General features: G+C 45.2%; 20 protein-coding genes. 11 read left to right on the top strand and 9 right to left on the bottom strand.

The annotated features are described in order from the left end of the window. Window positions 1-52: 52 nt before the first annotated feature. The 6 genes from L0992_20885 to L0992_20910 all read right to left on the bottom strand — a co-directional run bounded on the left by L0992_20885 (window position 53) and on the right by L0992_20910 (window position 7,999). Window positions 53-2,503 carry a beta-N-acetylhexosaminidase gene (locus L0992_20885; protein ID XGB68858.1) on the bottom strand — a complete coding sequence of 817 codons (2,451 nt, stop codon included), beginning with the start codon at window positions 2,501-2,503 and terminating at the stop codon, window positions 53-55. A gap of 141 nt (window positions 2,504-2,644) precedes the next feature. Then, a complete protein-coding gene (locus tag L0992_20890; protein ID XGB68859.1) occupies window positions 2,645-3,274 on the bottom strand; it encodes a bifunctional 4-hydroxy-2-oxoglutarate aldolase/2-dehydro-3-deoxy-phosphogluconate aldolase in 630 nt (209 codons plus the stop codon). Between the two features lie 20 nt (window positions 3,275-3,294). Then, on the bottom strand, window positions 3,295-4,242 hold the full coding sequence (locus tag L0992_20895) for a sugar kinase (protein XGB68860.1): 948 nt from the start codon (window positions 4,240-4,242) through the stop codon (window positions 3,295-3,297). Window positions 4,243-4,332: 90 nt separating this feature from the next. After that, a complete protein-coding gene (locus tag L0992_20900; protein ID XGB68861.1) occupies window positions 4,333-5,847 on the bottom strand; it encodes a sodium:solute symporter family protein in 1,515 nt (504 codons plus the stop codon). A 206-nt stretch (window positions 5,848-6,053) separates the two neighbouring features. Next, window positions 6,054-6,446: a RidA family protein gene (locus L0992_20905; GenBank protein ID XGB68862.1), complete on the bottom strand. Its 393-nt coding sequence runs from the start codon at window positions 6,444-6,446 to the stop codon at window positions 6,054-6,056. A gap of 119 nt (window positions 6,447-6,565) precedes the next feature. Further along, window positions 6,566-7,999 carry a D-aminoacylase gene (locus tag L0992_20910; GenBank protein XGB68863.1) on the bottom strand — a complete coding sequence of 478 codons (1,434 nt, stop codon included), beginning with the start codon at window positions 7,997-7,999 and terminating at the stop codon, window positions 6,566-6,568. 176 nt (window positions 8,000-8,175) lie between these two features. Here L0992_20910 and L0992_20915 point away from each other — a divergent pair, with 176 nt between their 5' ends. Both L0992_20915 and L0992_20920 read left to right on the top strand, forming a co-directional pair. Next, window positions 8,176-9,450, top strand: a complete 1,275-nt coding sequence (locus L0992_20915; protein XGB68864.1) for an amino acid deaminase — start codon at window positions 8,176-8,178, stop codon at window positions 9,448-9,450. 89 nt (window positions 9,451-9,539) lie between these two features. Continuing rightward, window positions 9,540-10,403 (top strand): MurR/RpiR family transcriptional regulator, encoded by an 864-nt coding sequence (locus tag L0992_20920; protein ID XGB68865.1) that lies wholly within the window; start codon window positions 9,540-9,542, stop codon window positions 10,401-10,403. Window positions 10,404-10,525: 122 nt separating this feature from the next. On the opposite strand, the gene L0992_20925 is transcribed toward L0992_20920, so the two are convergent. Together L0992_20925 and L0992_20930 are read right to left on the bottom strand one after the other, a co-directional pair. Next, window positions 10,526-11,068, bottom strand: coding sequence for an AAA family ATPase (locus L0992_20925; protein ID XGB68866.1), 543 nt, complete (start codon window positions 11,066-11,068; stop codon window positions 10,526-10,528). 53 nt (window positions 11,069-11,121) lie between these two features. Then, entirely contained in the window at window positions 11,122-11,661 is a 540-nt protein-coding gene (locus L0992_20930) for a hydrolase (GenBank protein XGB68867.1), read from the bottom strand. Window positions 11,662-11,853: 192 nt separating this feature from the next. Here L0992_20930 and L0992_20935 point away from each other — a divergent pair, with 192 nt between their 5' ends. The 7 genes from L0992_20935 to L0992_20965 all read left to right on the top strand — a co-directional run bounded on the left by L0992_20935 (window position 11,854) and on the right by L0992_20965 (window position 18,967). Next, the gene (locus L0992_20935; GenBank protein ID XGB68868.1) at window positions 11,854-12,438 is read left to right on the top strand and encodes a porin family protein; all 585 of its coding nucleotides are present in this window, start codon (window positions 11,854-11,856) and stop codon (window positions 12,436-12,438) included. Window positions 12,439-12,669: 231 nt separating this feature from the next. Next, the gene (locus L0992_20940; protein ID XGB68869.1) at window positions 12,670-14,292 is read left to right on the top strand and encodes a phosphoethanolamine--lipid A transferase; all 1,623 of its coding nucleotides are present in this window, start codon (window positions 12,670-12,672) and stop codon (window positions 14,290-14,292) included. Between the two features lie 278 nt (window positions 14,293-14,570). Continuing rightward, window positions 14,571-15,506 (top strand): zinc transporter ZntB, encoded by a 936-nt coding sequence (locus tag L0992_20945; GenBank protein XGB68870.1) that lies wholly within the window; start codon window positions 14,571-14,573, stop codon window positions 15,504-15,506. Then, a complete protein-coding gene (locus L0992_20950; protein ID XGB68871.1) occupies window positions 15,506-16,081 on the top strand; it encodes a mechanosensitive ion channel family protein in 576 nt (191 codons plus the stop codon). Before L0992_20945 ends, L0992_20950 begins: the two co-directional genes overlap by 1 nt. A 265-nt stretch (window positions 16,082-16,346) precedes the next feature. After that, window positions 16,347-17,174, top strand: a complete 828-nt coding sequence (locus L0992_20955) for a GNAT family N-acetyltransferase (GenBank protein XGB68872.1) — start codon at window positions 16,347-16,349, stop codon at window positions 17,172-17,174. Between the two features lie 187 nt (window positions 17,175-17,361). Then, window positions 17,362-18,201: an AraC family transcriptional regulator gene (locus L0992_20960; protein XGB68873.1), complete on the top strand. Its 840-nt coding sequence runs from the start codon at window positions 17,362-17,364 to the stop codon at window positions 18,199-18,201. 133 nt (window positions 18,202-18,334) lie between these two features. After that, complete coding sequence (locus L0992_20965) at window positions 18,335-18,967, top strand: acetyltransferase (protein XGB68874.1); 633 nt, start codon at window positions 18,335-18,337, stop codon at window positions 18,965-18,967. A 134-nt stretch (window positions 18,968-19,101) separates the two neighbouring features. Here the strand turns inward: L0992_20965 and L0992_20970 are convergent, their stop codons facing one another. Then, on the bottom strand, window positions 19,102-20,076 hold the full coding sequence (locus tag L0992_20970; protein XGB68875.1) for an arginine deiminase-related protein: 975 nt from the start codon (window positions 20,074-20,076) through the stop codon (window positions 19,102-19,104). 599 nt (window positions 20,077-20,675) lie between these two features. Here L0992_20970 and L0992_20975 point away from each other — a divergent pair. Together L0992_20975 and L0992_20980 are read left to right on the top strand one after the other, a co-directional pair. Continuing rightward, window positions 20,676-22,526: an ABC transporter ATP-binding protein/permease gene (locus L0992_20975; protein ID XGB68876.1), complete on the top strand. Its 1,851-nt coding sequence runs from the start codon at window positions 20,676-20,678 to the stop codon at window positions 22,524-22,526. Window positions 22,527-22,812: 286 nt separating this feature from the next. After that, window positions 22,813-23,520, top strand: coding sequence for a DUF445 domain-containing protein (locus L0992_20980; GenBank protein XGB68877.1), 708 nt, complete (start codon window positions 22,813-22,815; stop codon window positions 23,518-23,520). The last annotated feature ends 102 nt before the right edge of the window (window positions 23,521-23,622 follow it).

Genomic DNA, 23,622 nt, shown 5'->3' on the forward strand with positions numbered 1-23,622 from the left:
CGGCTTTGATTCACTGATTGGCGTGTGACTTATTCGCTAATCCGTTAACGACTTACTCAGCTAACTGCTTCAACAACAGTTCTGTTGGGCGAACAATCGCGATGATCGATTCATCGTAGATTTTCGCAGAATCAGACAGTATCGCTTGGTAGGCTTTCACATCGGCTTCTCTTACCTTCTCGCCTGCTTGCGCTTTAGTAATCAAGGTTAGCGCCAAGTCTGCAACTTCAACAGTTTTCTCAGCTACCACCACAGTCTCTACCGACGATACGTTACCAGCAAAGATAGTTTCCGCAGCCAGCGCAGCCGATTTGGCTTGCTGATAATGCTCTGCAAGTTGCTCTAGCGCCTGCTGATTGCCTGTCGCCACTTCATTGACCAAGTCTTGCATCTCATACACCGCGTAGCTTTCTACTGGCAGAGCATCAACAAAGCGGTTTAGGCGCTCGTATTGGCTGTACAAGGTGCCCTTAGGTTCTGTTGAGTTCCACTTTTCCCAGTTACGAGCATAGTATTGAGCTGGCTCGGTGTATTTAGCTAGCACGCGCAGGTCGTGAATATCTTGGCCTTTTGCAATGCGCTTCAACAACATGTCAGCATCGGCGTGGTGACGTAACCCCACCGAAATTTCCGACCATGTATCCATCGCTTTCATACGCTTATACATACTGCGTTCGTCTGTCAGTTCTGCATCCGACCAGAAACGCTCTGCAATTGCATAGCTACGTGGCCACAAGTAGTTTTCGACCGTGAGGCTGTCTTTGTTCTCTAGCCACATGGTGATCTCGCCGCCTAAAATCAGCTCTTTTTCTTTGTCGGTTAACTCTGCAGGGTAGCCACCATTTGGCTCAGGAATCACACTACCTTCTACATCGCTGCTCGCAATCACTTCACCAGTGGTTGGCCAGCGCACGTTACCAATTAACTGATAGCTGCCTTCCGCAAACCCATTTGGATTCAAGTTCAAGTTGAACTCGGTGTACGACATGAAGTTATCGAAGTGGCCGACAAAGGTTTTACCCGGCACATAATTAAGGATGTAGATCTCTTCACGAGACTTGCCGTTGTAATCACTGAACGCGCGGAAAGTGCCGTCTTTCGCTTCAATGATAGTCAGTGTTCCCTTACGTGGGCTGCCTTTAGAACGAGGCTTTTGCCACTGGTAAGTCACAAACTTCTCACCACTGTGCAGCTTATCATCAACCGTGATACCACTTGGCATTGGATCATTACGATAGTGGTAACTGGTTGGCTGAGGTTGGTCTAGGTAGTAACCCGTAGACAGAATACCTGGGTAGCCCTCTTTCGCTGCACGACCAATGCTGTCGTGTCCTTGCCAGCTTTGAATCACGATAGAAGTTGGCAGATCTTTATGCCAAATCTCATCCCAACCGGTCATTTTCTTACCGCGCTCTTCCAGCATCTTCTCAACTTTTACATTGAGATAAGACTGCAAGCCGCGTTCGCCGTCGATATTGTTCTCTTCGATAAATTGCTGATGCTTCTCGCTGTTTTTCCACTGTGCGTAGTTCGGTTCATCACCGCCAATGTGGAAATACTCATCTGGGAATAGTTCTGTCACTTCGTCGAACACATCGCCCAACATGTCATATAGCTCAGGGTTCAGTGGATCCATCAATGGCTCAAATACGCCCCAACCACGTTCTTGTTCGTAGCTTTGACCTTCACCACCCGACATCAAGCGTGGGTAAGCGTGCGCCACAGCAGAAGAGTGACCCGGCAAGGAGACTTCAGGTATCACACGAATACCAAGGTTACGAGCATACTCGACTAGGTAACGAACTTGATCTTTGGTGTAGTAATTACCATCGGCAGTTTCAGACCACAGACGCGGCCAAGATTCCGTTTGAATACGAATACCTTGGTCGTCCCAGAAGTGCCAATGGAACACGTTCATCTTCGCCGATGCCATCGCATCTAACTGACGAATCAGCACGTCGAATTCAATGAAGTGACGCGAGGTATCGTAGGAAACACCACGCCAACGGAAGCGAGGTTCATCGACGATTGTAACGGCAGGAATGTGGTAGCCAGTCGCCGAAGTTTCAACGAGCTGTAAAAGGGTTTCGATGCCGTGAATAGCGCCATAAGGGCTTGGTGCGCTCAGCGTGATTTGCTCACCCTGAGTGGTAATCTTGTAGGACTCTACAGAGTCGATGTTCTGTACTTCAGACTTTGGTGCCGCGTCGATATCAATGATCAGGTTCGCTTCGTCTGCACTATCAACCTGCCAGTTTAAAATCGGCACACCCGTTTGGCGCTCTAGGCGATCGATAAAGCGTTTCGCCGTGTACTCAACGCGATCAGAGTTAAAGCCTTTGATGTAAACCTTGAAGTTACCGTCGACCTTAACTTGCCCAGCTTGCAGCTCGACTGTCTGAGGATACGGCATTAAATTTAGATCGGTATTCGGAGCCATTGCTAACGCCATTGGGGACACTACTGAACCTGAAATCAATAGAGACAATATAGTTTTTTTCATTATTAGTTTTCCTATATAACGGACGTTCTGTTTTGTTTATCGGAGGCGATTCACAAAACAGAAGCTTCAGCCACTGCTGTTGTTTATCGTAAACTCAAAGCCTATCGCCTGTTAAAAACGAATGAGCTCACAAACTGATGACTAGCTAACCAACTCAACCGCTTCACGAACCAACACCGCGATCTCATCCCACTGTTCGTTCTCGATCACCTTTGGAGAAACCATCCACGTGCCACCGCAACAGACTACGCGATCGATCGCTAGGTAATCATTGACGTTGTGTTTGCCGATACCGCCAGTCGGCATTAGCGACACATCAACGTAAGGCGCTAGCAAAGATTTCACCATGTTGATGCCGCCAGACGCTTCAGCAGGGAAGAACTTCAAGAAGTTAAGGCCTAGCTCCAACGCTTGCTCTACTTGGCTTGGGTTGTTTACGCCAGGAACGATTGGCATACCGATCTCTTGGCAACGCTTAACCGTGTTTGAGTTCAGGCCAGGTGCAACGATGAACTCACTGCCCGCTTCTTTTGCAAGGTCGATCTGCTCTGGTGTCAGTACTGTACCCGCGCCGATACACATCTCTGGGTAAGCATCACGCATCGCACGAATCGAATCTGCTGCCGCTTCGGTACGGAACGTCACTTCTGCTACTGGCAGGCCGTTTTCGACTAATACTTTTGCTAGTGGAATCGCATGTTCCACCTTGTTGATTTGAATAACAGGAATGACTTTGAATTGCTTAAGTGTGTTGATCATTTCTTGAGACATAATAAATTCGCTTTATTTTTCTATTTTTTAATTAAGTGATTCATAGCGCTTACCGGGATGATCGCGCCAGAGTATTGAATAACGGTAGAAGCTAGTTGGTGACCTAGTTCTGCTGCATCGGTGGTGCTCTCACCTGTAAGGCGCGCAGCTAGATACCCCGCGGCAAAGGAGTCACCAGCAGCGCAGGTGTCTACCACGTTAGAAACACGAGTCGCGGATACATAGCTCTCAACAACATCGCCTTGTTCAACTTGAACAATCTTGCATGGCTCACTGCCACGTTTGATGACGATCTCTTGGCAACCCAAGCGAAGGCAGCGTTGTTGAACGCTCTCAGAATTACCCCAAACCAGCAGATCGTCGTCTTCGGTAATCAGTGCGATGTCTACCAATGGCAGTAACTTCGCATACCAATGTTGTGCTTGAGCTGTTGTCCAAAGCTGTGGGCGATAGTTATTGTCAAAAATCACCTTGCCGTCTTGATTTGAGAACACGCTAATGGCTTTGAATAAGCGCTCACGTGAGGCGTCATCTAAAATCGCGATACTGATACCGCTGATATAAACCGCATCGACTTGTTTCTCTGTCAGGGCGATTTCAAGCTTATTCAGGTCGTCAGCTTGAAAGTAAGATTTGACTGCCGCGTCGTTGCGCCAGTAGTGAAAGTGTCGCTCGCCTGTCTCGTCGGTTTCAACCATGTAGAGTCCAGGAAGCTTGTTCGCAATGCGTTCTACGAAATTGGTTTGAATACCTTCTAGCTGCCAGCTATCAATCATATTTTGAGACAGCTCATCACTGCCAAGGCCTGTCGCATAGTGCACAGAGAGGTTTTGATGTTGAGTTAAGCGAGAAAGGTAAAGTGCGGTGTTAAGTGTGTCACCGCCAAACTTTTTGGTTAATGGAGAGCCGCTGATTTCGACCATACATTCGCCAAAAAAAGCAATATTGAAGTTAGAAGATGCAGGCATAGCCGATCCTAAAATAGAGAGATATATGGGGAAAAAGGCCCTGCCACTAAGCAGGGCCTGAATTAAGCAAACCAGTTGTGGAGACTAGGTTTAGCTTGTTTGATTTGCAGGACGTTGAGGTGCCGCTTCTTCTTCAAGTACGCCAGTCTCAGACATTTCCATCTCCATCAGAGCACGCTCGTCATCAAGAATCGCTTTTGCCATTTCAGGTGTTACTTGGTTAGCCGGAGTCACTAGGCTCACAACCACACCTGCCGTTAGAGCAAACAGACATGATGGGATTACTGGGTTGCCCCAGAAGGCTGTGTAGTCAGCGTTTAGCATTACTACGAATGAAGCCACAGAAGCACCCGCTAGCGTTGCAAGCGCACCTTGCCAGTTGTAGCGTTTCCAGAATTTACCCAACATACCGCACACAAACATGCCCGACATAACCGTTGAAATCATCTTAGTGATGTAGCCAATGATGTCGTTTGACGTCAGTGCGAACAGTAGTGCGAAGCCAATCACCACAACCAAAGCTAGACGAGAGTAGTTCAACATTGATTCTTTGTTTGGTACGCGGCCTGTGAACATCACGTACACGTCACGCAGTAGGATAGATACACCGGCAATCGCATCTGAGCTTGCGCTCGACATGGTTGCAGATAGACCTGCGATAAGAACAATCATACCTACGCCAACTGGAAGAACCGTTGCAGCTACGTAAGGGAACGAATAGTTCGGGTTATCCAATGATGGGTCGATTGCGTGTGCAGCCATACCAATGATTGCTGGAATAATTGAGAAGAAAAGGTACAACACACCAGAAGCAACGAATGAGCGACGGATAGTTGAAACATCTTTACCAGAGTAGATACGCTGACGGAATGAAGGTGTTGCAAGTACGCCCACACCGATAACCACAGCCAGAGAAACAGCAGGCAGAATGCCCAGTTTATCGATTGCTAAAAAGCTTGTAGCAGCAGGGTCCATCGCAGCGTAAAGGTTGTCCATGCCACCGATGTGATCAACAGACATTACAGCCATTAGGATGAAGCCAGCAAAAAGGATGATTGCTTGAATCGTATCGGTCCATACAACCGCTGTGTAACCACCGATAACGACGTAGATAGTAAATGCTGCAGCAATAATGATTTTCGCAAGGTTAAGGTCGATGTCTGCAATCCACGCTAGATACATGCCACCACCTAGAATGTGCGCACCTAACCAACCGATTGACGCGATAAAGATAAGTAGGCCAACCACGTTTTTTACGATTCGGTTAGCGCCAACGTAATAAGCCAGCTCTTCACTCATAGTCATGAAGTTCAGTTTACGAACCGGAGCAAACCAAAGTGCAAGCAATAGGATGCCTACAGCACCGCCAATTCCGTACAGAGCACCTGCCCAACCATTTGCGTAGCCAAAGCCAACCGCGCCCATACTTGAACCCGTGCCGACCATAGTCGCAACTGTTGTACCAAGTACTAAAAATAATGGCAGGCCACGGCCGCCTAATAAGAAATCTTCGCCAGATTTTTGATTACGCGAGACAAACCAGCCTAACCAAATTAAAAAACATACGTACACGCCGAAGCCTGTAAGAAAAAGTGTGCTGTTCATTTGACACCTCTCAGTGAAATATTGAGTTCATTCTTGAACTTTATTTATGATTCATTCATTTTTATATTTCATATAATTACTTTATTGATTTTATCTATTTTAATTAAAGTAATTTTTATAAATGTAGGGTGAGAGTATTAAAGGATAATAACAGGGATGACTAACCCCTAATACTCTCTAAGTAGGTAATTGTGATTAGGTTATTACTAAACGCGATCAGCGCGGTAGCAAGTCACATCTACTTCAACCTTCACGTCTACAACTAGGTCGCAAACCATGCAGATACGAGCCGGTGGGTTAGCACCGAAGAACTCTTTGAATACCTTATTAAAAGATTGGAAGTAACGAGAATCCGTTAGCACAACCTTTACGTGCATTACGTCTTCTAGGCCGTAGCCCGCTTCAGTCATGATATCGACACAGTTTTGGATCGCTAGGCGAGACTGGTCAACAATGCCACCCTCTACCACTTCACCATCTGTCATCGGTGTCTGGCCAGAAACGTACAGGAAACCACCCGCTTCAGTTGCGCGTACAAATGGTAAATGTTGTCCGCCTGTACCTGTACCGCCTTCAACACCGTAACGTTTAATAGTCATTTTTTAACTCCACTTCTTTATAGATAATATTGGGTTTATAGATAAAACAGTTTCTATTCCAATATATTTAAATTAATTCGTCGTTTTTATCACTGTATATTTAATAAAATAATTAAATTCTAATTACGGTAAATAAAAACGCCTGAACGATTATTTTTTACTTTTCCTTTTTGGTAAGTTAACTCACCATTTACAAATACACTTTCGATTCCCTCAGCAACTGAAATAGGATTTTCAAATGTTGCTGTGTCTTTAATATTCTTTGGATCAAATAAAACTAAATCGGCAAATGCGTCTTGGCGAATCTCACCTCTTCCCGCGAGGTTGTAGCGCTTCGCAGACATTCCGGTCATTTTGTGAATCGCTTCTGGCAGCGCGAACAGTTTTTCATCTCGGCAGTAGTGACCCAACACTTTCGGGAAGGTGCCCCACAATCTTGGATGCGGATGCGGGTCATTGGGTAAACCATCAGAACCAACCATGGTCAGCTTGTATTTCAATACGCGCTTTACGTCGTTCTCATCCATACAGTGATAAACTGCACCTGCTGGTTGAAGCGCTTTTGCTGCGTCCATCAGCGGTAGGTTCATCTCGTCAGCAATCTGCTTAAGCGTTTTACCTGCATGTTCTGGCTTTGCTTTAGACCAAGTGATGAAGATGTCGAAATCGTCTGTCACCTGTTTCAAATCTAATGTCGAGGAGCTCGCTGAGTATGGGTAGCAGTCGCAAGACACATCTTGGTGCTCTGAAACCTTGTCCATCAAATCAAGTACTTCAACGGTTCTACCCCAGTTACCAGCACCTGCACATTTAAGGTGAGAGATAACAACAGGTACTTTCGCGTACAGCCCAGTCTCAAACGCTTCTTCCATCGCGCTTAAGATCTCTTCGAACTCGGTACGCATATGCGTGGTATAGATGCCGCCATGGCTAGACAGCACTTTCGCTAACTGCATTACTTCATTGGCGTTGGCTTGTTTCGCGCTGGCGTAAGCCAAACCCGAACTCAAACCCAATGCACCCTGCTCCATCGCTAAATCAAGGTTGGTTTGCATTGCTGCAATTTCTTCTTCGCTTGCGGTGCGTTGTAGGTCGTCCATCACTTGGTTACGCAGTGTGGTGTGACCAACTAACGCTGCTACGTTCACCGCTGGTTGCGCTTGCTCTACGGCTTGTGCATACGCGGCAAAGGTTGGGTATTTGAAATCAGCCTGCGCGCCCAAAAGATTCATTGGGTCAGGTGGATCGCCCGCCAAAACCGTTGGCGATGCGCTGATGCCACAGTTGCCAACAATCACGGTTGTCACGCCTTGGCTAATCTTAGGTAGACAGTCTGGGTAACGAATTACATTGGTATCGTCGTGTGTGTGTACATCGATGAATCCAGGAGCCAATGCTAAGCCTGCTCCCTCAACCAACTGGCTACAATCTTCATGATCGATTTTGCCAATTTCAGCGATTTTTCCATCTCGGATTGCTACATCGGCACAAAACGATTGTTCGCCGGTGCCATCAAACACCTCTACATTTTTAATTATCGTATCGAACAACATTTCTCACTCTCTCAATCCACTTTGTTGATGGAGCTATATTAGAAATCCAGCCGATTATTTTCAGTGACAAAACACACATAATATTTTAATTTGTGTGATAGTTTCTATCACAAACTGCATCACATATATATTTAAACATTAAATAACAACTACTTAAATCATGTTAGGAATCAGCAATGAAACATAACCCTGCACAAAAAGATGTTATAAAGTATCAAAAAGATAGTTTCATCTTGACTGAAAAAGGCCAAAAAGGGAGAGCAACATCACAATCTGAGAACGGTATTTATCGATTGGTTGATGAAGACATTTCGCTTCCGGTAGCAATTATCAAACAATCAGCGTTGACCAATAACCTGAATTGGATGCAATCATTCGCCGATCATCATCAGGTTAAATTGTCGCCACACGGCAAAACATCGATGACACCTGATTTCTTCCGTCAACAGCTAGAAAATGGCGCTTGGGGAATTACGGTTGCGACACCTGCACAAGCAGAAATTGCAGCAATGGCAGGTGCAGAAAGAATCATCATGGCTAACCAATTGGTGGGTAAAACCAACATGGCGATCATCGAACAGCTTATTAGTGAGTTCGACGTTGATTTCTATTGCTGTGTGGATTCGTCAGTCAACGTGCAGCAACTCAACCAATATTTCTCCAACAAAAAGCAGAAGCTAAAAGTTCTAATCGAGTTTGGTGTTCCGGGTGGCCGTTGTGGTTGTCGTTCACCTCAAGAAGTTCTAGAGCTGGCGCAAACTATCCAAGATACGCCTGCGCTTTCGCTAGCGGGTATTGAGGTATACGAGGGTGTGATTCATGGCGACAATGCCGAGCAAGACATTCGTACCTTCTTAAACCAAGCGCTCACTTCGGTCGAAAGCCTTGCATCAGATGGCTTAATTACAGGCCAGCCTATCATCACAGGCGCAGGCTCGGCTTGGTATGACGTGGTGGCAGAATGCTTGGCGAACCTAACGGATTATTTAGCGATTATCCGCCCAGGTTGTTATGCCATTCACGATACAGGGATCTACCTCGATGCCCAAAGCAAGGTGTTGCAACGTGCGCAGGTAAACCAAGGTTACGCGTGTGAACTGGGCGGTGACTTAGAATCGGCACTTGAAGTGTGGGCGTATGTTATCTCTCGTCCGGAGCCAACCAAACTGGTGATTGGGCTAGGTAAGCGTGATGTGGCCTTTGATGCTGGGTTACCTATTGCTGAGCGTGGCTATCGTAATGGTGAAGCTATCTCAGTGAAAGGCTTAACTGCTACCGCTGTAATGGATCAGCACACCTTTGTTGAAACGGACGGTTCTGCTGAGATTGAAGTGGGCGACATGATTGCGTTTTCAACCTCACACCCATGCTTAACCTTCGACAAATGGCGCTACATTGCCATCAGCGATGACGATCATCAGGTAAGCCACTGGGTTGAGACCTGCTTCTAGCTCTATTTTTCAATAAGCTAGAATCAGCGAAGCATTCAGATATACTAACGGGGCTAAGGCTTAGCCCCATCAACAAAGGATCAGGATTCTTGAGTTTAGAAGTAGATATCATTTCACAGATAACCGAGCGTTTTCCCGCTCTTCGTGATGCAGAGAAAAAAGTCGCCAAGCTGATCATGGACGACATTGATTTTGCAGCCAATGCCAGCATCACAGAGCTTGCTGAAGGTGCTCAAGTCAGTGAAGCCACGATAACCCGTTTTGCTAAGGCGATCGGCTGTAACAACGTGCGTGATATGAAAATCAAGCTTGCTCAAACCCTGACCGTCGGCCAACGCTTTATTCTTGAACCGGTAAACCAAACGGGTTATCAAGGTATCTACGAATCAATCAAGCAGAGCCTAGACATCAACCGCACCTTGTTCAAGGAGCAAGACGTTGAAACCGCGGTGAGTTGGCTGCACAACGCCAGACAGATCATTGCGATCGGCATGGGTGGCGGCTCAACCATTGCCTCTCAAGAGCTGCAACACCGACTGTTCCGATTGGGTTATCCGGTTGTGTCGTACAACGATGGCTTAATGTCGCGCATGGTTGCTGCCACGGCAGATGCCAACGATGTGATGGTGATGATTTCCGCGACAGGCTTTACGCCAGTGATCACCGAAACCGCCGAGCTAGCGAAACAATACGGGCTTAAGATCATCGCGATTACCCCACAAGACACGCCACTGGCAAAGATTGCGAATATTGTTTTGCCAATCAAACACATGGAAACCGACTTCATCTACAAGCCATCAGCATCTCGCTACGCAATGTTGGCGTTGGTGGATGTGCTTTCGATGGGCATGGCGGTCAATCACAAGAACCGTTCGCGCGATAAACTGCGTCGCTTGAAGGTTGCACTCGATTCTTACCGAGGCGGCGGTGACCGACAGCCTCTCGGTGACTAAACGTTACCGAAACCAAGCTTGTCGCAGCTAAATCAAAATAGAATCTGAATTAAAAAGCCCCGCACTATTCACTCAATCGAGTCGATACTTCGGGGTTTTTGTAATTGTGATTTTGTCGGAAGTCACTCGTCTGAGTCAATTGAAGTTAAAATGAACTCGACTCGCTCCTCAACAGATAATTTAGGCACTTCCACCAGTTGATAACCAAACTGGGTATAGGCTGCCACCATCTTTTCATAGGTGGCGACCGCCTCTTTAAAATCTTGCTTGCGCTCTTGATCATTGATGAAAATCGAATCCCATGGCGGGAAGATAAATACCTTGGCATTGTATTCGAGCTCATTACAGCTATTCAGCAAGGATTCTGGAATAGGCAGCGTTTCTAACAGGCTGTAACCGTATGAATCCACGATGCTTCTATCAAAGAAAACGAGTTGCTCACTTGCCTCAAATTCTTGGTAATTAGCTAACTCTTCTCGCACCATCTCATCACGAAAAGCCACTTTATCTAACCATGGTAAGGCGCTACCTTGTTGCTCAACTTGGTGCTGAATGACTTTACGCCCGACTTCTGGTGCGCAGCGATAGCCCTTGCTTTTCAAAGCGTCGATGACCGAGGTTTTGCCCGATCCCGGCCCACCGGTAAATACGATTAGATTGTTCAAATAGACCTCTTCAAAGGGGGAAAATAACGAATTGAACGTTAACGAAACCCAAGTTAACGAATCAAGGACAGAATGGACTTAAATTCTGGTGCGCGGCAATCTTTCACTAGCTCGTACAGGCTCATTTCTAATCCCGTAATTTGGACACCAGCGTCACGCAATCGGCTGATGGCCAGTTTCTTGTTCAATGCTGTTCGTGAACTAATGCAGTCACCAACGACCTGAACCTTGTAGCCAAGTTCCAACAACCCCATTGCAGTTTGATAGACACAAATATGAGCCTCAATGCCACACACTAACCACGTATCCACATCCTTGGCTTGCACTGCCTCAACAAACTTAGGCTCGTTACACGCGTTGAACGTGGATTTCGGTATCGGCTTAGCGTCACTCAATAGGTCATTCAGCTCACTAACGGTTGCCCCCAACTTCTCTGGGTTCTGCTCCAAGCTAACAACAGGAAGACCTAAGAGCTTCGCTCCTTCAATCAGCTTTCCACAGTTAGCAATCAGTGTCTCGCTCTCATCAACAAGGCGTGCGAGCTTGCCCTGAACATCCACAACCACCAAGCCTGTCTTTTGTTTCGTTAGCATGTTGACTCCTTGTTTTGGGCAGCCTGATTACTTACGCAATCTGATGTGTATGTTTTCTACTATGTAATGATTCAGCTTACAAAGCCATACAGTAATACATAAAAGACTACGGAATAATGGTCATCAACGGTCGAAAGGCCGCAAAACAAAAATAATTGATACTGACATGACATTAAAGAGTGAGTAAGAAAAATGAACAAGATTACGAAATCAGCATTAGCACTGGGCTTGATCAGCGCGGTTTCTCTTCCAGCTTTAGCAGCAGGCACTGACGGCGGCGCATACATTGGTGGTGGCCTTAGCGTCTACCAAGATTCAGATACAGATGGCGCGCCGAGCTTAGATTCTAGCGGCATGGGTTACAACCTATACGGCGGTTACCAATTCAACCGTATCGTTGGCGTGGAACTTGGCTACACAGATTACGCAAACTACAAAAACAGCACTGACAAGCTTTCACCAACGTCTATTTCTGTGTCAGCAAACCTAGGTTACACATTCGACAACACAATCCGCCCATTCGTATTGGCTGGTTTAAGCTCTGTCGACCTCAATGCGAATAGCGGTGCAGGATACGACGATGATAGCGGTACAGGCTTCCACTTTGGTGTTGGTGTTGAATACACGCCGGTTGAACACCTAACACTACGCCTAATCTCGCAAGCAGATGCGGTAAGCGTAGATGACTACTCAATTGGAAGTAACGGCTCATTCAAAAGCGATGACCATACGCTTGCATTCAACAGCATTAGCTTCGGTGGTTCATACAACTTCTAATGTGATTGAACCACATAGAATAAGCTGAACATACTAATTCACTTTGCTGTTCCACCTTGTCATGAAGGTCACTCAGTAAAGTGAATTTTTTGTTTCTACACACCTATCGCGTCATTTCACTTTAACCAGTTATCGCTCATCACCGTCCAATTGAGCTTTATGCGTTGATATTAGAGCTTTCTTGGTAGCGAGACTAAAATAAAGGGATAAGAGACGCAGGAAAACAAACCTATGAATCTACCAAGCTTAAACATGTCGATAAACAAGCTGCCCTTTGTGTTGGCTGTGTATTATCTGCTTGTCATCAACATCCCTCTCTCCCAAGAGCTGTTTAGTATTGTTCAGGCATCTAAGTCTGAAAGCGTTGCGTTTCTTATATCCATCCCTATCTTCTTCCTTGCTGCCTTCAATTTTATCTTCCAAGTCTTCAACTGGCCGATATTCTCCAAGCCATTTTTTATCTTCTTGCTCATCACCTCAACACTCGTCAGCTACAGCATGTTCAATTACGGCATCTATGTCGACTATGGGATGATAGAGAACGTATTCGAAACTAATAGTGGCGAAGCAGCAAGCTATGTAAGTACCCACTCAATCTTATGGTTATTCGCGATGGGGATTGTCCCGTCACTCATCCTACTGTTTACCAAACTTAAGCGAGAGTCATGGAAAGATTTCTTTGTCTGGAAGTCGATTGGATTGCTCTCTTCATTGATTGTTATCGCGATTATTGCTGGGCTGTTTTACAAAGATTATGTCTCGATTGGTCGCAATAACTCTCACATCAAAAAGATGATCATCCCAACCGAATATGTGTCATCCGCAGTCAAATACATCAATAACACCTATATCAAAGAACCCATCCCCTACCAAGAACTAGGGTTAGATGCGAAACAAACACCACAAGCCAAAGCGGCAACCAAACCGACCTTACTGGTGTTTGTGCTGGGTGAAACCGCGCGCGTGTATAACTACCAATATCATGGCTATGAGAGAGAAACGAACGCTTACACCCAGCCTTACAACCCGATATTTTTCTCTGATGTTCAGTCGTGTGGCACAGCCACTGCAGTTTCTGTGCCGTGTATGTTCTCGAACATGAATCGCAGCAACTACGACCGAGACAAGGCTTACAATCAAGATAACGTGGTCGACATCATGAACCGCGCGGGCATTCACTCTATCTGGCGAGAACATGATGGTGGAGACAAGGCGGTTGCACACCGAATCAAAGAGATGACGCTCGTCGCTAAAGACAGCGACCCGTTATGTAATAACGATGTGTGCTACGACACAGCGATGCTGGAGAACTTCGAGCAAGATACTCAAGATCTCAGCCAAGATAGCATCATTTTCTATCATATTGCCGGATCTCATGGCCCTACTTACTTTGAACGCTATCCAGAAGAACATATGAAGTTCACACCAGACTGCGGTCGCGCCGATATTGAAAACTGTACCAAAGAGGAAGTGGTTAACACCTACGACAACACCATCTTGTACACGGATTTCTTCCTATCACAGGCGATGCAAAAGCTTGAGAAACTCACCGACAAATACAACGTGGCATTGATGTATGTGTCCGATCACGGCGAGTCATTGGGAGAGAATGGCGTCTACTTACACGGCATGCCTTACTCGCTAGCACCAAAGGAACAAACCCACGTTCCACTGATCTTTTGGATGTCGGATGGCTTTGCCGCTGAGAAAGGCATCAGTGACACGTGCTTGCGTAAAGCAGGAAAAGAACAGAGCTTCTCACACGATAACCTGTTCGACTCTTTGCTCGGCCTAATGGACGTTCAAACCCAAGAATACCGAGAGAACCAAGATATCTTCGCTGCGTGTCGATAATGATCTTACTTGAGTGAGTAGTCGAAAAATGCAACTTGCCTAAATAAGCTCATCTCTATATCCCTCTAAAAAAGAAAAGACCTCGGTCTTTTCTTTTTTTTTCCATCGCTAACGTGACACCAGAGTGCTAATTTATAACCTCTAAACAATAAGCTACATTTATTAGAGAGCCCGAAGCACTCGTTATCTCGGCTCTCGCTCCCAAAAAATAGGGCTCTACATAGCACCTTAATAGTGCTCTAATCTCGATGGTTACGTCATATCATTAAGGACAACGAATGGACGCTTTCATAATTTCAAGCTGGCAATTTTCTGAGGGTGTGGCACATGAACACACCACCAGCCCAGCCTCATTCGAGCAATCAACTTGGTATCACTGCCAAAGAGATGCTGACGGTTTGAGAGAATGGCTCCACAGTAATACGGTTCCAAATGCCATCATCGATTCATTACTCACCGATGACACCCGTCCTCGGTTCGAACAGTTTGGCCACGACTGTTTTTTGATGATTCTGCGAGGTATTAATCTAAACGAAGGTGCTAACCCTGACGACATGCTTAGCCTACGCATCTTATGGTACAAAGGCACTTTAATATCGACACGTAAAGTTCCTTCAAAAGCGGTCAGTAATCTGATATCTGATCTCAAACAAAATCAAGGCCCGACATCATTACCTGATGTATTACTGGGCATGATACGTGGAATCAACCACAGTATTTCAACCTTCCTAGTACCCGTCGAACTATTAATTGACGAGTTAGAATCTACATCCAATATCGACATAAGATCCATTAACGCTCTGCATTCAAGGCTACTTAGACTAAGGCGTTATTTGAAGCCACAGAAATACGTTTTTGAGGATTTAATGAGTGACCTGCCTGCACCATTGAGTAAGCACAACAGTCATATAAAGAACAGCCTTGATACCATCCTGAGAATTAATGAGTCTGTTGAGTTTTACATCGAACAAATTAATGTATTTTTAGCGAGCCTAAGTCAGCAACAAGCTGAAAAAATGAATAGAAATACGTACCTATTTTCTATCATTGCAGGTATTTTCCTCCCTGCTGGGTTTTTCACCGGTTTGCTGGGTGTCAATATTGCAGGAATACCCGGAACAGATAACCCAATAGCATTCCCACTATTTTGCGTTGGGCTGCTCGTGGTCATAGCGGCAGAGGTCATTATTTTGAAAAAATTGAGGTTTATTTAATGGTTGAGTTTTTGCAATCCAATATGTGGCTTAAACAAGTGGGTTTAGGTTTACTTCTTATCACTGTGTATTGGGTGATAAAACGCTTGGGGAAAAACTGGATAGAAACATTAGCGGAAAATAAGCGCGTCGAATTGAAGCGAAAGCAGTTCGTGATTAAGAGTTTCAATATCGTTCTTTTTCTACTTTTCATCGCTGTGTTTACGATTGTTCTTAACTTGGGTTTTGGTGATATTTCGCTGTTCTTATCATCCATATTTGCGGTGCTGGGTGTCGCTTTATTCGCGCAATGGTCGATTCTAAGTAACCTCACAGCCAGCGTACTAATATTTTTCGTATTCCCTTATCGCATTGGCGACAGAGTAAGAGTCGCGGAGAAAGACGAAGACATCAGCGGTGTGATCATCGATATCACCATGTTCCACGTTATTCTTCGACACAGTTCGGGCAACATCATCACCTACCCTAATAACCTGATCCTACAAAAAGGCGTGATTAAGGTATTAGTTGATCCTGAGTTAAAGAGTGAAACTGTCGATTCTAAACTCATCAAAGCTGAAGACTCAGGAAAGTAATGCACCCTATTCAACGTCCCAATCAATAAGTTCAGCAGAGGGCAAAATATCTTGCCCTCTTTCAATTAACATCAGCTCTTCTGTTAACACCCACACACCTTTCAAAACTGTCGTTTTTATTCAATACCGGCCTCAAGCCGTCGCCTACAATTGCTGTTATTGAAACGTGGCTCAGCTAATCAATTATCTCATCGTCAATTGACGTACCTGAGAACAAGATGACGACCACGCACTCTACCGAATCAAAACAGCAGGAATTCAAGCGATGTTAGACATCAAGAAAATCTCAACACTTAGTGACTTAAGCGAACTTAAAACGGCTTACTTTGCTGAGTCAACAGCGCCACTTGATGGCATGTGGCACTTTGGTTTTGTACCAATGTCAGACCACTACGGCTTTTACGAAAACGACATACTTGTGGGTTACTGCGTGTTAAATGGTGAAGGTTACTTACTTCAGTTTTACCTAGCACCAACAGCCAGCGCGAACATTGCTGATTTGTTCACCTTAACCATCGAAAACAACAGCTCTGTGATTGGTGAAGTGAAAGGTGCATTCGTCAGCACCGCAGAGCCACAATACTTGTCGCTGTGTATGGACAATACTGAGTCATTCAAAGTGAATGCGATGATGTACCGCCAGAACCAAGAAAGCGATGCTAGCCGTCATTCAGGCCGTATTGAAGACATTGAAATGACGCTCGCGACGAAAGAGCAACTCGATAAGCTTGTGGAATTTGCTTCATCAACGATTGGAGCACCGAAAGAGTGGCTAACTGGCTACTACAGCAATTTAATTGCTCGCCAAGAGCTGTGGGGTTACTGGGAAAATGAAAGCGTTCTTGCAACTGGAGAGTGCCGCAAGTTCGATGAGCACCAAACGCAGTTTGCAGACTTGGGCATGATTGTCGCACAAGCAGAACGTGGTAAAGGCTTAGCAAAACGTGTGCTGAACTTTCTAACACAGCACGCCAACAGCCAAGGTTTGGAAGCGATGTGTTCAACAGAAGGTAGCAATATTGGCGCGCAGAAAGCGATTGCTCGTGCTGGGTTATCATCGAAAAACCGAATCCTACAGTTCGATTTTGATTAGGGTTCTACTTTAACAAATTACTCACAGCCCAAGCGAAGCCAATTAAATTAAGCCCATATCCGTGACTCTATACATCCAGCGGTTATGGGATCAGCTTTTGGTGGCTATCGATTGCAAAGACAAAACTATCTTCCTCAGCGATAGACACATATAGTTATTACAACGCTAACCTCAAATAGAATGTCGAATGATCAATTGGTTACAGTCTCCAAAATCCTCCGTTGTTGCTCAGTACATTGATTGCTATTGGTTGATCGAGAAGACACCCAACGCCCAAACCCATCAATTTCCTAAGCTCAACCCTGACCCTTCAGCGCATTTGATTCTGTCTCCAAGCGACCAGCCTTATCACTACACGATAGAGCAACAGGTTGATCAAAGCATTGGCTGTCATTTACTGCTGCCACACCATAAAGCGATTGAGCTAGATCACTCAAAGCCGTTTATTCATTTGGGCATCAAGTTCCATGTCGGAGCTTTGTACGCATTGAATATTCCAGACTGCCCACACCCGAGCCTAGATCGCGTTAACCCTATCGATCTCGTTAGTTTATTAAGCAATCCAAATGCCGATGCCATGTCGCTCATTAACCTCGCTCAAACCGACTTTGAAGCCTGTTGTCAGCAGCTGGATGAATTGCTGCTACCTTGGTTAACGTCAGCTAAAACAGACAGACACAGCGAACTCACCCGCAAGGTGTTAGAGATGCTTGGTACAACACCCATTGCAGAGCTTGGCGACAAACTGTTTTGCTCGCAGCGCACCTTAGAGCGAAGCTTCAACAAAGTGACCGGACTAACATTGAAACAGTGCCAATCGATGAACAAACTCGAAGCGATGTTGGAATACCTTTATAAGCGAAATTTTGATGACATTGATTGGATCGATGTCGCCTATCAGTTTGGATTTAGCGACCAACCACACCTGATTCGATACCTTAAGAAAACCATTGGCCTAACGCCCAACACCTATGCCAAAGAAGGTGGCTTAACCATAGATGTATATGGTGGAGTGAGATCGGAATAACTCATTCTTTATCTATAACGTATATTCTTTCTACAGTGAATACTCTGTCTGTTGTGTCCCATTAGCCGCAAGTTTTATTGAGTTTAGATTTGCGACTAAATATACTGGAGACACCATCAGACGGAGGACAAAAATGAATAATAAAAACAAACATATAGTTTTAATTCATGGTCTATATATGCCTGCGTTGATCATGCAATATCTGGATAGAAACTTCAAAAAACGTGGCTTTCAAACCCACAAGTTCGCTTACAACTCACTGCGTTTCCCTTCAGCCGCTAAACGCCTCAACCGCTTCGTGAATGCACGCTTTGATGAGCACGATGAGGTCTACTTCTTTGGTCACTCGCTCGGTGGCTTGCTGATCCGCCACTACTTTAAGTTTTACCAGCCCGACTTTGCCGACACCTGCATCATTACCGCGGGGACTCCACACAATGGCGCGACTATCGCTAAAACGCTGTCGAATCATGGCCTCGGATTTATATTTGGTTCGAGCAAGATGATCTTAAGTGATGGCTTGGGTGATTATGATATTGATGTGCCGATTGGTGTGATTACCGGCACCTACGACGCTGGTGTAGGTCGCATTGTATTGGGCAGAAACCCAGGTGATGGCACAGTTACGCTTGAAGACGCGAACCTGCGAGGCGCAACAGACACCTGCGCCCTCAAGCTCAACCACACTGCGCTTGTGTACTCTAAGGAAGTGGTTGCACTCTCAACTCAGTTCATCCAACACAGGGCTTTCAAGAGCGCTTCATAGCTTATTTACGTTAGCTTTCACACATTTGCTCCTGTATCGAGCTCTTGTTCGATTATTTGTGATAGATAAAAACAAAAATACCACTCTGAGATAAGAGTGGTATTCAAAAATTCATATCTGAAAGTGAATGCTTGTTACAGACGATTGACTCGTGTTGGTAAGAATACTTCACCCAACATGCATCGCACCGAACCACCACCAATATCTTCAATCGTTTTCACGTTAAATGGTAGCAGCTTACCGTGTGTCGAAAGCTGAGCTAACTGAGCTGGAGAAAACGCATCGTAAGCCGATTGAGACATCGCAATCACCTTGTCACCATTCACGGTTTCCAACTGTAGGATGTTGCCACAGAATCGGTTCATCTGATCGATTGAGATCGAGATAACCTGCTTATCTTTAGCAAGCGACTTCACCACAAAACGGCGTTCAAATTCTGGGATCACTTCATCACAGATCACGCAGAAGTTATCACCAATCGCCATCATCACATTGGTGTGGTAGATCGGCTGACCAGACGGCAGTGCAGTTTGGAATGACACCACGCGAGAATAACCAATGCGCTTCGCATAATCTTCTAACACTTCACGGTCACAACGCTGAGAAAGCGCCGCGTAGATAGTCTTATTGATATGGTCGATCACCATCACACCCGTGCTCTCTAGATAAGAACCTTGTGCAATATAAGATTCTAGAGACTCACTGTGGTTAACAATGCGACCAGACGCTTCAAGTGCTTCAATAAGAGCATTTGGCTTAACTTCATTTTGACGGTTTTCACACGCCATAGGGAACGTAAATAAGCTTCCGTCACCGCAGGTGCTAAACCAGTTATTAGGGAAGACCGCATCTGGAGTTTCCACACCAAGTTCTGGGTAATCAAACTCTACAACTTGCACACCTTCTTTACGCAACGAAGCGACCATCGCCTTAAATTCGGCCATGGTTTCTAATTTTACTTCAGCTTCGGTCAGATTAACTCTGTTCTGAAACTCATTATCTTGTGCCGTTTCTTCGTTAAATTTAAATTCTTTTGGCGGCACCATAACAACGCAATTGGCGTTTTGAACATTAGTAATGTGAAGTGATTTTTTGTGTAGGTTTAACATCTCAACCGTCCCTATCTTTTATTTACCTCAGAATTGTAAACAACTTGTTACGACAAGATTCACTGAAAAGAATAATGATTTGAATATTTATCCCAAACAATTCCTGCAAAACTCAGTTTATTCGGTAATTTTTACTGCAAGATAACAGCACATCAGAAAGAACCAACAGTTTGCATATGAGTTACAGAATTTGCTGAATAAATATCCGAGCTTCATTCTCTAGCTTGCTGCGGGTTTAGGTTACAATTTAATCCATTTAGCGTTAGGATTATCACCGTTGCATAACAATCAATTACGTTTGAAATAAGCTTAACTTTTCCTGTCCGATTCAATCTAAAATACGCGTCATGAAAGACACGATTTGGACCTTTCCTGCGACATCGCTTAAACAACGTATTAGTGTTAAACGAACTCGTGAGCCAAGTTTTTCAACCAAACGCTTAAACCAAAATCCATCGAATGGCTTAATGCTTATAAGAACGAATTGGCGCTTATATAATTTCAAGCTAAGACGGCAAATTTCAAACCGAACCTATAAAAACAAAGCTACACAGACGATGCAGTTGCTAATAGATGCATTCGTTTATAAAGGGAAATCTATGTACAAAAAATTTGAAGGCTTTACTGAAGCCTTTCCAAAGGGAGAGCCGATACAACCTCCTACTGGAATACTGGCATTTTGCCGCCATTACACTCGAGGTTTTGAAAAGCCGTTAATCTTGCTCGGCCTAATGAGCATGACTATCGCGATCATCGAAGTCGCGTTGTTCGGTTACATGGGCCAACTGGTTGATTGGCTATCAACCAGCAACCCAGAAACCTTCTTAGCCGATAACCAATCCACACTAATGGGGCTGGGTGTTCTGTTATTGGTCGTGATGCCGATCTTGATCAGTGTTTACTCGCTCTTGCTTCACCAAACCTTGTTGGGCAACTACCCAATGTCGATTCGTTGGTTGGCGCACCGCTATCTTTTGAAGCAGAGCTTGTCGTTCTATCAGGATGATTTTGCCGGACGTGTTGCAACTAAAGTGATGCAAACATCGCTCGCGGTGCGTGAAACCGTGACCAAAATGGTTGATGTGTTTGTTTACGTGACGGTTTACTTCACGGCGATGCTATTCATGCTAGCCGAATCGGATTGGCGCTTAATGGCTCCAATGTTGATTTGGTTGTTCGTTTATATCGGTATCCAGCTGCACTTCGTACCAAAGCTGAAAGACGTATCATCAGAACAAGCCGATGCGCGCTCGTTAATGACAGGTCGTATTGTCGATAGCTACACCAACATCGCGACAGTGAAATTGTTCTCACACAGTAAAAGAGAAACCGAATATGCCGAAGAAGGCATGGAAGGCTTCCTTGATACAGTGCACCGTCAAATGCGCTTGGTAACCGGCTTCAACATCTGCGTTGAGTTCGCTAACTATCTATTGGTGTTCAGTATTGCTGGTATCTCTATCTACCTATGGCTAGATAGCGCAATCACCGTGGGTGCAATTGCGATTGCAGTGAGTTTGGCTCTGCGTATTAACGGTATGTCGAAATGGATCATGTGGGAAATCGGTGGTCTGTTTGAAAACCTAGGTACTGTAATTGATGGCATTAAAACGCTATCTAAGCCAATCGCTATCGAAGACAAGAAAGACGCTGAGCCACTTAAGGTTCCACAAGGCGGCATCAACTTCGACAACGTTAGCTTTAACTACGGCGAGAACAAGGGCGTGATCAACAACCTTAACCTCAACATTAAGCCGGGTGAAAAAGTGGGCTTAGTGGGCCGTTCAGGTGCGGGTAAATCAACCTTGGTTAACCTGCTGCTGCGATTCCATGATGTAGAAAGCGGTCGCATCTTGATTGATGATCAAGAGATCTCAACAGTGACGCAAGACTCGCTGCGCAGCAACATCGGTATGGTGACCCAAGATACTTCACTGTTGCACCGTTCGATCAAAGACAACATTCTTTACGGTCGACCTGAAGCATCCGATGAAGAAGTTTACGCAGCCACTAAGCAGGCGCACGCGCATGAGTTTATCGAAACCCTAACCGACCCGTTTGGCAACGTTGGTTACGATGCTCAAGTAGGTGAAAGAGGCGTTAAGCTTTCTGGTGGTCAGCGTCAGCGTGTCGCTATCTCGCGTGTTCTTTTGAAAAATGCGCCACTATTGGTTCTGGATGAAGCGACGTCTGCACTCGATTCAGAGGTAGAAGCGGCAATCCAAGAGAGCTTGATTGAGCTAATGGAAGGCAAAACGGTGATCGCGATTGCTCACCGTCTGTCGACCATTGCTGCGATGGATCGCCTGATCGTGCTTGATGAAGGCAATATCGTCGAAGAAGGAACGCACCAAGAGCTGATTAACCAGAATGGTATCTACGCTCAATTGTGGAATCATCAAACTGGTGGCTTCATTGCGGATGATCTTGAGCAGGCAACGAACGCTTAATTTTTATGCTATTTTAAAAGTGCGGCGTAATTCACACCAATTTGTTAATTAACGGTAAATTACACGTAGCAGAATGTTATGTCGTAATTATATAATGACGTTAACACCAAAAACGCCTCGCTTGCGCGTTCTGGAATAAGGCTAGACTTCGGGGGGAGGCTAGCCTTTCTTATGCCCCTAGATCAGCAATCTTTCCCACCTGTTACGTAAACTTCATCGATCCTTTTGTTTTTTTCTTGGCGTTTTTTTCTTAAAATGCGCGCAGTATTCTTTCTAGAGATCAACCATGAACAAAAGTGTCTTAACTAACGTTATCGCGTTAGCGCTGCTTGCTGGCGGCTATGCGACAGCAAACCAATACTTGCTTTATGCAGGCCTATTCGCATTTTCTGGTGCCATCACCAACTGGCTTGCGATTCACATGTTGTTCGAGAAAGTACCCGGCTTATACGGTTCAGGCGTTATTCCAGCACGATTTGAAGAGTTCAAAGCAGCCATCAAGCAACTGATGATGGAACAGTTCTTTACTGAAAGTAACATCGACCGCTTCCTAAGCAGCGAGATGTCTGGCGGTCAATCACTGAACCTAGAGCCTGTGATTAAGAAGATCGACTTTAACCCTGCATTCGATTCACTGGTCCACGTCATCGAGAACTCTCAATTTGGTGGCATGTTGGCAATGTTTGGCGGTACTGAAGCGCTAGAGCCAATGAAAGCGCCGTTTGTTGAGAAGATGCAAGAGTCTGTGATTGAAATCAGCAAGAGCGATTCGGTAAAAAATGCCATCAAAGAAGAGCTAGAATCTCCAGCGATGATGGACGAAATCAAAGAGAACATTGAAGCGATCATCGATCAGCGCTTGAATGAACTGACACCAAAGCTTGTGAAAGAGATGGTTCAAACCATGATCAAGAAGCACCTTGGCTGGCTTGTGGTTTGGGGTGGTGTATTCGGTGGTGTGATTGGCTTAATCTCTGCGGCAATTACCCTGTAATCGGTTTACCGACAACCAACTTATCTGATTGCCTTTCCTGGCACTCACAAAAAATGGAAGCTCATTAGCTTCCATTTTTTATATCTAAACAAACACGTTTGA

This window comes from Vibrio pomeroyi (assembly GCA_041879425.1).
GTDB classification, from domain to species: Bacteria; Pseudomonadota; Gammaproteobacteria; order Enterobacterales; family Vibrionaceae; genus Vibrio; species Vibrio pomeroyi_A.

Bases quoted from the DNA above. Each gene is read 5' to 3' on its own strand.
- L0992_20900 (XGB68861.1), bottom strand. From the start codon at position 5,847: ATGAACAGCACACTTTTTCTTACAGGCTTCGGCGTGTACGTATGTTTT.
- L0992_20915 (XGB68864.1), top strand. From the start codon at position 8,176: ATGAAACATAACCCTGCACAAAAAGATGTTATAAAGTATCAAAAAGAT.
- L0992_20905 (XGB68862.1), bottom strand. From the start codon at position 6,446: ATGACTATTAAACGTTACGGTGTTGAAGGCGGTACAGGTACAGGCGGA.
- L0992_20965 (XGB68874.1), top strand. From the start codon at position 18,335: ATGAATAATAAAAACAAACATATAGTTTTAATTCATGGTCTATATATG.
- L0992_20895 (XGB68860.1), bottom strand. From the start codon at position 4,242: ATGCCTGCATCTTCTAACTTCAATATTGCTTTTTTTGGCGAATGTATG.
- L0992_20980 (XGB68877.1), top strand. From the start codon at position 22,813: ATGAACAAAAGTGTCTTAACTAACGTTATCGCGTTAGCGCTGCTTGCT.
- L0992_20950 (XGB68871.1), top strand. From the start codon at position 15,506: ATGGTTGAGTTTTTGCAATCCAATATGTGGCTTAAACAAGTGGGTTTA.
- L0992_20885 (XGB68858.1), bottom strand. From the start codon at position 2,503: ATGAAAAAAACTATATTGTCTCTATTGATTTCAGGTTCAGTAGTGTCC.
- L0992_20955 (XGB68872.1), top strand. From the start codon at position 16,347: ATGTTAGACATCAAGAAAATCTCAACACTTAGTGACTTAAGCGAACTT.
- L0992_20945 (XGB68870.1), top strand. From the start codon at position 14,571: ATGGACGCTTTCATAATTTCAAGCTGGCAATTTTCTGAGGGTGTGGCA.
- L0992_20975 (XGB68876.1), top strand. From the start codon at position 20,676: ATGTACAAAAAATTTGAAGGCTTTACTGAAGCCTTTCCAAAGGGAGAG.
- L0992_20935 (XGB68868.1), top strand. From the start codon at position 11,854: ATGAACAAGATTACGAAATCAGCATTAGCACTGGGCTTGATCAGCGCG.
- L0992_20940 (XGB68869.1), top strand. From the start codon at position 12,670: ATGAATCTACCAAGCTTAAACATGTCGATAAACAAGCTGCCCTTTGTG.
- L0992_20910 (XGB68863.1), bottom strand. From the start codon at position 7,999: ATGTTGTTCGATACGATAATTAAAAATGTAGAGGTGTTTGATGGCACC.
- L0992_20930 (XGB68867.1), bottom strand. From the start codon at position 11,661: ATGCTAACGAAACAAAAGACAGGCTTGGTGGTTGTGGATGTTCAGGGC.
- L0992_20890 (XGB68859.1), bottom strand. From the start codon at position 3,274: ATGTCTCAAGAAATGATCAACACACTTAAGCAATTCAAAGTCATTCCT.
- L0992_20970 (XGB68875.1), bottom strand. From the start codon at position 20,076: ATGTTAAACCTACACAAAAAATCACTTCACATTACTAATGTTCAAAAC.
- L0992_20960 (XGB68873.1), top strand. From the start codon at position 17,362: ATGATCAATTGGTTACAGTCTCCAAAATCCTCCGTTGTTGCTCAGTAC.